The organism is Rothia sp. HMSC068E02, from assembly GCF_001813565.1.
Taxonomy (GTDB): Bacteria; Actinomycetota; Actinomycetes; order Actinomycetales; family Micrococcaceae; genus Rothia.
Genome location: NZ_KV812882.1, coordinates 1,089,778 through 1,099,608, shown reverse-complemented (window position 1 = coordinate 1,099,608; position 9,831 = coordinate 1,089,778). Strand labels below are relative to the sequence as shown.

Genomic DNA, 9,831 nt, shown 5'->3' with positions numbered 1-9,831 from the left:
GGTAAGAAGCCCGTCCTTCCCGATGACGTGGTACGTTTTCTGCCACTCTCTCACAGTCGCGGCGGACATACCAAGCCTGCTGGCGGTTAAACCATAGCCAAATCCTTTCTCAAACATTTGCGCTGCTTGTTTCCGAAGCAAACGGTCGTGTCTTATTCCCAGATGCACGGACATGAAAAGCCTCCTGTTTCTTGGACTTTATTTTTGTTGTCCAAGAAACGGGAGGCAGTTCATTGTGATGGGCGGGGCTTTGCCGTATGCACTATGCTGTATCCACTGTACGGGGCGCTATCGGCCAGCGCCTGAGCTTATGAGCATGAGAAGTAGTGGTTTTAGGAATTGTTAGTAGTGCCGCTGACGAAAATCTTGCCGCCCTTCACCTGCACTGGGTAGCTGGTCAGCGCCTCCTCTGCAGGGCCGTGCACGACCGAGCCGTCAGCTACGGCGTACTCGGAACCGTGGCAGGGGCACACGATGCGGTTGGAGTCCTGCACCTGCACCTGACAACCCTGGTGGGTGCACACGGTGCTGAACGCCTTGTATTCGCCCGAAGAGGGCTGGGAGACGATAACGGTCGTGGAGCCGTGGGTCAGGCGTGCCGCCTTGCCCACACCCACTGCCGAGGCGGAACCCACCTCAACGGTGCCTTCGGGTGCGGTAACGTTGGAGTCACCTTCAGCGCAGGAGGCGAGCAACGCACCGGATGCGACGGCACCGGTGATGAGGGTTGCGCGGCGGGAAAAGACGCGCGCAGAAGATTCAGTTGCTGCGGTATCGACTGCGGTGTCGACGGCATTAGATTCAACTGCGGCAGATGCAGCGGGGGAGGCGCATGCCTTCTGAGAGCGGCAGCATCCGTTGGGCGCGGGCATGGTGGTTCCTTTCGTGTACTCTCTCCACCCTATGCCGGTTTGGGATAAAAATCGAATGAGAGCAGGCTAAGCTTGGTTCACGTTTGCTCCCGAGACAAAATCCTGAGGCACACTCCCGAGGCACAAAAATGCCGGTCGGGCGGTCGCATCAGCAACACACCCAACCGGCACGCACATCTATTCAGCGTTAGAGAAATCTACCCCAAGTGGCGGGCAAAAATCGGCGCAATCACGGGGGCAACCAGACCCGTCTGCCACGAACGCGCACCGTACTCGGCGAGCGCATCCCGCAAGGTCTGCTCGTCAAAACGAGCCGGCGGCTCCCAGCAGAGGCGGCGAACATAATCGGTCGTGATCAGGTTCTGCGCCGGAATGGTCAGCTCCTCAGAGAGCTCATCAATTGCCTGACGAACCTCGGTGAACAACGCCAAGTTCTCGGGGCGCTTAGACTCCCACGCCTTCAACGGCGGCGGGGCAGTCGACGGCAAAGTGAACGGTACAGCGTTCTCACCGCGTGCCGCCGCAGCAATAGCACGCACCCAACGCGGTCCCTCACGACGCAAACCACGCGTCTGAAAACCAGGGATCGCCATAATAGCGGGAACGTTACGCGGCATGGTGCGTGCCGCCTCCACAATCGCAGAATCGGGCAGCAGGCGCTTCGCGTCTACGTCCTTCTTACGCGCCAGCGAGTCACGCTCAAGCCACAGGTTACGCAACGCCGTCAGCTGCTTGACCGAACGCAACATCGTGCGGCCCTTCGTCTTACGCCAACGCTCCGGCTGATCCGTCGGATCCTTCACCGGGGTCTTGCACAGGTACTCAAACTCCTCCAGAGCGTACTGCAGCTTACCCTGCTGGCGGAGCAAATCCTCCAACGCATCACGCAAATCAATGAGCACGTCAACGTCCAGCAGAGCATAGTTCAACCAGGATTCCGGCAGGGGGCGGCGCGACCAGTCTTCCTTCGAGTGCTTCTTCGCCAGCTTATAGCCGAGAAGCTCCTCAACGGTCGCACCCAGGTTCACGCGCTCCAGACCGGCAAGACGCGCACCAAGCTCCGTATCAAACAGACGGTTCGGGCGCATACCGAGCATATCCAGGCTCGGGAAGTCCTGAATTGCGGCGTGAATAACCCACTCAGCATCCGCCAGAGCATCGTTAATAATGCGCAAATCCTTAAACGCCTCAGGGTCAATCAGGTACAGCTGATCTTCACGCTTAAGCTGCACCAAAAAAGCACGCGAACCGTAGCGGATGCCCTGGGCACGCTCCGTATCAACAGCCACCGGGCCGGACGCCGCCGCCAACTGCTCAGCGGCACGACGCAGACCGCTCTCAGTGGTGATGAGAGTCGGAATCGGTGCGGAAGGGGTCTCCAGAGGAACAACGTCCGGAACTTCGATACCGTTAAGGGTCAGCTGAGGGGTGCCTGCGGCATTCTGTTCAGCTGCGGTACTCATGCACTCAATCCTTTTCCTCTGTCTGGTTCGACGCGCCCATACGATGCGCCAGATGCCCGGGTAGGCGTACGCCCGAGCAAACATGAGCCCGGGCGGGGTGACGTGCCCGCGAAGGCACTACGCCATTCTACCCGCCCGAGCTTAAAGCCTCGAATTTAGAGAGACTCACAATAAGGGGTTCACCTGCGTGCCTGCTGGGGGGGGGGTATCGCCGGGGTTTATTCGGCGGATTCCGCCTCGTCAACCGGAGTATCACCAGGCTGTGCTTTATCAGGCGCGGCTTCACCAGCCGGGGCCAGCGTCAGACACACCGAATTAATGCAATACCGCAAATCCGTGGGAGTCGGGTAGCCCTCACCCTCAAACACGTGACCCAGGTGCGAATCGCAGGCGGCGCAACGCACCTCCACACGGCGCATACCGAACGTCGTGTCCTCCAGGTAACGCACACGGTCCTCAGCCAGCGGCGCGAAAAACGACGGCCAACCACAATGCGAATCGAACTTCTGATTGGAACGGAACAGCTCCGTACCGCAGGCACGGCAAGAATACACACCCTCCGTGTGGGTGTTCCAGTACTCGCCCGTGAACGCGCGCTCGGTGCCGCCCTCACGCAGAACAGCGTACTCTTCAGGCTTGAGCACTTCACGCCAGTTCTTGGCGATAGCACCCACGCCGGGTAGCGAATTGCCCATCATGACTCCTTCAGTTTGCTCTCATGCCCAGGCTCCTACGGCATATGTAACGCCGCGGCCGGGCGGATTATTCCCGCTGAGCGCGGACTAAGCGCGGATGTCAGCGTACTTTCCGTTGGTGAGCTTCAGCAGGTCGTCGGGGGCGAGCTCGACGTCCAGTCCACGCTTGCCTCCGGACACCATGATGGTATCGAAGAGCTGGGCGCTTTCGTCCAGGAGGGTGGGGGAGGGGGTCTTCTGACCCAGCGGAGAAATACCGCCCACCACGTAGCCGGTGCGGCGTTCGGCGACCTTCGGGTCGCACATGGAGGCGTTCTTCCAGCCGAGGGCAGCGGCGGCAGCCTTAATGTTCAGCTTGCCAGAGACCGGCACGATTGCGACGGCGAAATCCTTCTCGTGCACAATCAGCAGGGTCTTGAACACCTGCTCCTCGGAAGCACCGAGGTTCTTCGCGGCTTCTTCCCCGAAGGAGGTGACGCCCTCAACGTGCTCGTATTCGCGCATCTGGAAGGGGGTGTTCGTCTCGGTCAGCAGTGCTACGGCGGCGGTTGCTGCGCCGCTCTTCTTACCTTTAGTTTTCTTAGCCATAGACACCATTTTACGGAAGTCACCATGCGCGGATACCTATGCGCTGATACCCATGCGCCGAGAAGCCACATGTGTTTCGAGAAGCCACAATAATGGTGGCTTCTCGAAACACATGTGGCTTCTCAATGGTTATGGGGTTATTTCAGTAGCCCTTTTTCCTTCAGCTGCTCTTGAGAAAGCGAGCCAACGACAGTCCAAAATCCATCTGATTTGTCTACGTTCTGAGGTGGCCTTTAGGCTCCCTTTTTTCTTAGTAAATACCGATGAGTAATTGCATGCCAAGACTAGTCAAGATGATAGCAATCCAGCAAAGGGCTCCAAGAAAAATGGATTTTCCACTGGATTTGATCATAGCAATGAGGTTGGTTTTGAGACCAATAGCACTCATAGCCATGATGATGAGGAATATGGAGAGTTGTTTGAGAGGTGAAAAGAAGCTATTGCTGACACCGAAAGATGTGAGAAGAGTAGTTAGCAGAGAAGCTAGGATAAAGTAGAGAATGAAAACGGGGAAGATTTTTTTAAGCTTCACTCCTTGGTTGTTGCCTTGTTGACGGCTTTGCCAATAGGAGAGGAAGAGAACGATAGGGATAATAGCTAGAGTACGTGTCAGCTTGACAATAGTTGCAGGCTCAAGAGTGTTTGCATTGTAAAGACTATCCCAGGCACTAGCAGTAGCTGTCACAGAGGAAGTATCGTTGACCGCAGTACCCGCAAAGAGAGCAAAACCTTCGTTGGAAAGATGGAGCCAAGAACCTAGAGTTGGAAAGATAAGAGCTGCCAAGACATTGAAGAAAAAGATAACAGAAATGGCTTGGGCCACTTCTTTTTCCTTGGCGTGAATAACAGGAGCAGTCGCTGCAATGGCAGAACCGCCACAGATAGAAGAACCTACACCGACCAAGGTAGCAAGCTTTGTATCCAGATTAAAAAAGCGTTGGAAAAAGAAAGCAATAATTAAAGCGATAGAAATGGTCGAAATGATGACAGGAAGGGAAGATTTTCCAACTGCGAAAACTTGTGAGATACTGAGTCCAAACCCAAGCAAAATAACAGCATACTGAAGCAATTTTTTGGAGCTATAAGTCAAACCGGCATCCAGTTGTGTATAGGAAGTGAGAAAGGGATGGAGAATCATTCCGATAAAAATGGCGAAAACAGGTGCTCCCACAACAGGCAGAAATCCTCCTAAAACCCAAGAGATGATAGAAATGATCAGACAGACTGACAGTCCTGCCCAATTTTTTGATAGAAATGACATAAAAACCTCCGAGAATAAACACTCCTTATTATAGTCTTATTTGGTAAACTAGAAAGTAGGAATACAGACCCGGCCCGGGGAGCGCACCACCTCAGCCTCCGCGCTGATAAAGGCCTTCGATATCCTTGAGGAACTTAATATCCTTCTCGTAGGTATCCAGCATAGAGGGCCATACATACTGCATGTCACCGGTCTGAATACCGTAGTTACGGGCTCTGACCCAATCGGTCATCATCTCACGAAGACCAGCAAAGGTTTCAGGGTACTGTTGCGGCTTAGCCTTGGGGAGAGGGACGTTCTGAGCTATACCGTATGCATCAGCTTTGCGGTACTCGCCGTCGGGTGCTTTCGAGCCGCCAGAATATCCACGAGTCACAACAGGCTTCGGGGTGGTTGAGACCGAAGCAGATGCAGACTCAGATGCCACTGCAGACGCCGAAGCGGTCTCGCTCGGCGCGGCAGAGGCGGTGGCTGCCCCCTCGTTATTTGCCTGCTGGCCACACGCCGCAAGCAGGGCGCCAAGGCCCACAAATGCGCCGCCGCTCAGCATCGCGCGGCGAGTAAGAAGAATGGAAGTCATGGAAATACATTCCTCGTATCGGTGTGAAGTGTGAATAGGTGGCTGGCTAGAAACCGGAAGACTAAACAGCCGAAGGGAATAACCCCGATAGCTGAGAAGCCACATGTGTTTCGAAAAGCCACGAAAGAAGTGGCTTCTCGGCGAACATGTGGCTTCTCAGCGTAAGACCCGCGGCGGGCTTTACATGTCGGGCCAGTCGCGGTGCAGCGAATACTCCGTGTCTCCGTCACCGTTATCATTCAGGTGCCAGCGCTGACCGGTACGGATATCAGCCTTGCGTAGGCGCGGGTTCGGGTTATCCTTCTTACCCATCGTGGGGTCGTTCTTGCAGCCCCAACGAGTGTCGTCATAGCTGCAGTCACCGGCTACGCGGCCCACGTCGGTCCACCACACACGAATCAGCAGCGGGTCGACAGTTTCCTTCGTCAAAACGACATCCAGTGCATGCCAGTCGCCACCGTTCACGCGGAAACGGCCAGAGTAAGACACTGTTGCGTAGGCATGGAAATTACCTGAACGCTTATAGACATAACTGGTCGCGGTCTTGCGTGACTCTTCACCACGTGCCCTGCTGACCGGCTTACCCATCGTGTAGAAGCTGCCCTCGTCACCGTTGCCATACTGGATGGTCATCTGGGTGGGGTAGGATTCCATCTCCACGTGGCCGATCATGAGGTCGCCTTCCCAACGTGCGGTGGGTGCGTCGACGTAGAAGTTGACGGCCTGATTCTTATAGACGTTGGGGTTGTCATTACCCTGACCAGAGCCAAGGTTATAGGACTGCTTCAAAACAGGGGCCTGGATATCGGTTTTAGCGAATTGGTCCTCAACTTCTTGGAGCATTTCTTCAATAGTGGGGCCCTTGGGCTGTGCAGGGTCATTTGAGGTGAAGGTTTTAGTATCGAGCGGCTGGCAATATGTTCCTAGTCCTGTTTTCGGATTGTAATTTATCTCTTCGTCACCAATAGGCATCTCACGGATACGACTGTATTTGCCAGGTTGTCTTCCTGCTGCAAGACATTCTGCTTCCCCTTGCTTGCGCGCATTACCTTTGGGAATATACATAGGCTGCCCCAAGTTGTCTTTTACTTCGTCATAATTTCTACGGAATTCTTCTTCCTTCCGCTGGTTCTCCGCTTCTATTTCAAGGGATGATTTAGCGACAGGTGAGTCTATCCTAGTATCTAGGATGCCTTTCCTCGCAAAGTTTTGTTGTGGAGTCTTTTCCTTAGTGAGGCATATAGCATGGCCGTTATCGCTACTGCATTCCTGGCTGTTCGCAGGAGGAACGCTCATAAAAACAGATGATGTGATAACAGCAAAAGTGAGTATATATGCACTTCCCATTTCTCTGATACGGAACATGCTATTTCAACAACCCTTTTTCCTTCAGCTGCTCTTGAGAAAGTGAGCCAACGACAGTCCAAAATCCATCCGAATATTTGAGAATGTAAGCGCCGCTATCGTCCCCCTCGGCCGTATTCGTGTCTTCGGTGTATGACCCGTCGGGCTCAACATACATTACGAATTCCCAAATATGCTTCAGCATAAGGGTGTATTCTTTAGTTTTTTCATCATAAATAAACTGACCATCGAGCTGATATTTGTCGAGACCATTAATGATCCATCCGCCGCGCTTATAAAGGCGCTCGACATATCCGTAGAATTTTTCTTCGTCAGTTTCTGGTTTCACATATGCTTTAGCGTATTCGCAATCACCCGTCTGGACTGCATAGTTGTGGGCTATAGTCCAGTCGTTGATCATGTTGAGAGCGCCCTCCTGAGTTTCGGGGTATTGTTTCCGGCTCGGGGGCTTGGGTACGTTTTGCGCGGGTCCGTAGCCGTCGGCTTTACGGTATTCGCCGTCGGGGGCTTTGGACTGTCCAGAGTAGCCTCGGATAGTAGACGAGGTTGCCGAAGCTGATGCAGATTCAGAAGCCGCCGCAGACACCGAAGCCGACTCGCTCGGCGCGGCAGTCGATGATGCCGAGGCGGCTGCCGCCTCGTTATTTGCCTGCTGGCCACATGCCGCAAGCAGGGCCCCCAGGCCCACAAGTGCGCCGCTACCCAGCAGGGTACGGCGATTAAAGATGGTCGAATCCATAGAAGATACGCTCCTATCGTCGGTGATGGTGTGTCATTTAGTTACTAGTCGGGCCGCTTTTTTGCAGGTCAAACTGACTGCCGGAAGAAAACAGCTCCATAGCGCGCCCATCAAGCGCATCAATGCGCTATGGAGCACTACAGTTACCACCCTACCGCATGTTTGCGGTCATTTGCATTCTTTTGGGTGCTATAGCAACGAAACATCACTATTCGGATATTTCATTGCTTTATGCATCAAATGTCTCTGCGCCCGCGGAGGCGCCGTGCCTGCGGAAATTCGGTCATGAGTTACGGACTTCGACCATGAGTTAGTGACTTCAGGCTGGGGTTTTAGCCATTGCCAAAGACGCTAAGTCATGGCTGAAATTGCTAGGTCATTACTGAGTTTTCACCGGCGGCGGGTAACTGGCCGTTTCGATAGGTTACTGTCTTCGCTGCGGGTTTAAAACCCACGGCGAAGACACTAACCTATCGAACACTGCATCCGCCCAAGACAGACCCTGCCCAAAACACACTCCACCTCAGCCTCCGTGCTCGGACGCCACTGGCCCGCCTAGCCCAAACAAAACAGAGCGGCCCCGCACCCTACCACCACCCCTGACGCACCCCGCATACACCCCTCCTCATGCCCGCAATGTGGCGGGCAACTCATGCGGCTCACGCGGGGTGTTAGACAGTACTACACTTAAAGCGGAAGTCACATCGCCGTCACTGAAGAAAAGAGTTTTTGTGCCCACCACGACCGTACACTTGACCGACCGCATCCCTCGCGTTTCTGCTGATGAGTTGCTGGCGGGTTTCCGCCCCTCTGAGCGTTTTGGTGAAGTGTCTTTTGATAGCTACATTCCTGATCCGAATCAGCCGTCGCAGGCTGAGGCCGTGCAGAAGCTGAAGGATTTTGGCGACAAGATTAATGGTGGCGGTGCTGGTGCCGGTTTCTTTGGTCGCCTGTTTGGTGGCAAGAAGAAGGAATCGACGAAGGCTGGCCTGTACCTTGACGGCGGTTTTGGTGTGGGTAAGACTCACCTGTTGGCGTCGCTGTGGCATTATGTGGACGGCCCGAAGGCGTTCGGTACTTTTGTGGAGTACACGAACCTGGTGGGTGCGTTGACGTTCCGTAAGACGGTTGAGGCGTTGAGCAGCTACAAGCTGGTGTGCATTGACGAGTTTGAGCTGGACGATCCGGGTGATACTGTGCTCATGTCTCGTCTGATGCGTGAGCTGGCGGATGCTGGCGTGAAGCTTGTGGCGACCTCGAACACGCTGCCTGGTGCGCTGGGTGAGGGCCGTTTTGCGGCTGAGGATTTTAAGCGTGAGATTCAGGTGCTTGCTTCGCAGTTTGAGGTGCACCGTGTGGATGGTGAGGATTTCCGTCACCGTGGCCTGCCTGCTGCGCCGGAGCCTGTTGCTGATGATGCGTTTGATGCGAAGGTTGAGGAAGTGTTCGGCGGCCAGACTGTTGGTGTTGATAACTTCGCTGACCTGGTGGAGCACCTGGCGAAGGTGCACCCGTCGCGTTACCGTCAGCTGATTGATGGCCTGGGTGGTATTGCGTGGCGTGATGTTCACCCGATTACTGAGCAGTCGGTGGCGTTGCGTTTTGTGGTGTTGGCTGACCGCCTGTATGACAAGGACTTGCCGATTGTTTCTTCAGGCGTGCCTTTTGACAAGGTGTTTACTGAGGAGATGCTGGCTGGTGGTTATCAGAAGAAGTATTTCCGTGCGGTGTCTCGTTTGACTGCGTTGGCTCGTGAGGGCATGCTGGGTGAGGAGGCGGAGCGCTAGTTCCGCTGTTCGCCGGGGCCGAGCTTTGGCCGGCTCGGGTTTTGATGCGCTGTTCTTTCTAGTCCCGTGAGACTCGAAGCTCGCCCGGTTTGCATGGTTAGCTTGGTTAGTCTGGTTTACCTGAACCGCGCCAACCCCTCTCATACGTGAGGACCCTCGCCGGGTCGCTTAGGAAGCACCCGGCGGGGGTCTTTGTGTGAGCGAGAACCTGGTACGTGACGGGAACATGGCGTGTCGCTCGCATGGTTTCTTCCCTTGCCAGGGAGTTATGCGGGGGGTAGATGTGGTTGGAGTGTATAATTTTGCGTGTAGCCTCCGCGAGGTTCTCGCGAAGCACCCGTTTCTGCCGCATGGTTGCGGGCTATTTTCGGGTAGCTATTTCCCTTCCTTTTCGGAGGGACTTTCATTGAGGGCGGCCGGTGAATATGCGACTAAATTCAAGATTGATAAATTTCCCTTCCTTTTCGGAGGGACTTTCATT

General features: G+C 54.7%; 9 protein-coding genes. 1 reads left to right on the top strand and 8 read right to left on the bottom strand.

Annotated elements, in window-relative coordinates; genetic code table 11:
• Positions 1–332: 332 nt before the first annotated feature.
• From HMPREF2919_RS05930 to HMPREF2919_RS05895, 8 genes are all read right to left on the bottom strand, one after another.
• A complete protein-coding gene (locus HMPREF2919_RS05930) occupies positions 333–872 on the bottom strand; it encodes a Rieske (2Fe-2S) protein (RefSeq protein ID WP_049352949.1) in 540 nt (179 codons plus the stop codon).
• A gap of 197 nt (positions 873–1,069) precedes the next feature.
• Positions 1,070–2,335 (bottom strand): HRDC domain-containing protein, encoded by a 1,266-nt coding sequence (locus tag HMPREF2919_RS05925; protein ID WP_049352948.1) that lies wholly within the window; start codon positions 2,333–2,335, stop codon positions 1,070–1,072.
• 218 nt (positions 2,336–2,553) lie between these two features.
• Complete coding sequence (msrB, locus tag HMPREF2919_RS05920; RefSeq protein ID WP_070616480.1) at positions 2,554–3,030, bottom strand: peptide-methionine (R)-S-oxide reductase MsrB; 477 nt, start codon at positions 3,028–3,030, stop codon at positions 2,554–2,556.
• 87 nt (positions 3,031–3,117) lie between these two features.
• Positions 3,118–3,618, bottom strand: a complete 501-nt coding sequence (gene ybaK, locus HMPREF2919_RS05915; RefSeq protein WP_070616652.1) for a Cys-tRNA(Pro) deacylase — start codon at positions 3,616–3,618, stop codon at positions 3,118–3,120.
• A 250-nt stretch (positions 3,619–3,868) separates the two neighbouring features.
• On the bottom strand, positions 3,869–4,879 hold the full coding sequence (locus tag HMPREF2919_RS05910; RefSeq protein WP_049340581.1) for a YeiH family protein: 1,011 nt from the start codon (positions 4,877–4,879) through the stop codon (positions 3,869–3,871).
• A gap of 91 nt (positions 4,880–4,970) precedes the next feature.
• Positions 4,971–5,459 carry a DUF6318 family protein gene (locus HMPREF2919_RS05905; protein ID WP_070666769.1) on the bottom strand — a complete coding sequence of 163 codons (489 nt, stop codon included), beginning with the start codon at positions 5,457–5,459 and terminating at the stop codon, positions 4,971–4,973.
• Positions 5,460–5,639: 180 nt separating this feature from the next.
• Positions 5,640–6,248, bottom strand: a complete 609-nt coding sequence (locus HMPREF2919_RS09290; RefSeq protein WP_246824059.1) for a hypothetical protein — start codon at positions 6,246–6,248, stop codon at positions 5,640–5,642.
• A gap of 577 nt (positions 6,249–6,825) precedes the next feature.
• Entirely contained in the window at positions 6,826–7,563 is a 738-nt protein-coding gene (locus HMPREF2919_RS05895; RefSeq protein WP_070666765.1) for a DUF6318 family protein, read from the bottom strand.
• A 731-nt stretch (positions 7,564–8,294) separates the two neighbouring features.
• On the opposite strand from HMPREF2919_RS05895, the gene zapE reads away from it, so the two are divergent.
• Positions 8,295–9,350 carry a cell division protein ZapE gene (gene zapE / locus HMPREF2919_RS05890; RefSeq protein ID WP_070666762.1) on the top strand — a complete coding sequence of 352 codons (1,056 nt, stop codon included), beginning with the start codon at positions 8,295–8,297 and terminating at the stop codon, positions 9,348–9,350.
• Positions 9,351–9,831 lie beyond the last annotated feature (481 nt).

Bases quoted from the DNA above. Each gene is read 5' to 3' on its own strand.
- HMPREF2919_RS05930 (WP_049352949.1), bottom strand. From the start codon at position 872: ATGCCCGCGCCCAACGGATGCTGCCGCTCTCAGAAGGCATGCGCCTCC.
- HMPREF2919_RS05925 (WP_049352948.1), bottom strand. From the start codon at position 2,335: ATGAGTACCGCAGCTGAACAGAATGCCGCAGGCACCCCTCAGCTGACC.
- msrB (WP_070616480.1), bottom strand. From the start codon at position 3,030: ATGGGCAATTCGCTACCCGGCGTGGGTGCTATCGCCAAGAACTGGCGT.
- ybaK (WP_070616652.1), bottom strand. From the start codon at position 3,618: ATGGCTAAGAAAACTAAAGGTAAGAAGAGCGGCGCAGCAACCGCCGCC.
- HMPREF2919_RS05910 (WP_049340581.1), bottom strand. From the start codon at position 4,879: ATGTCATTTCTATCAAAAAATTGGGCAGGACTGTCAGTCTGTCTGATC.
- HMPREF2919_RS05905 (WP_070666769.1), bottom strand. From the start codon at position 5,459: ATGACTTCCATTCTTCTTACTCGCCGCGCGATGCTGAGCGGCGGCGCA.
- HMPREF2919_RS05895 (WP_070666765.1), bottom strand. From the start codon at position 7,563: ATGGATTCGACCATCTTTAATCGCCGTACCCTGCTGGGTAGCGGCGCA.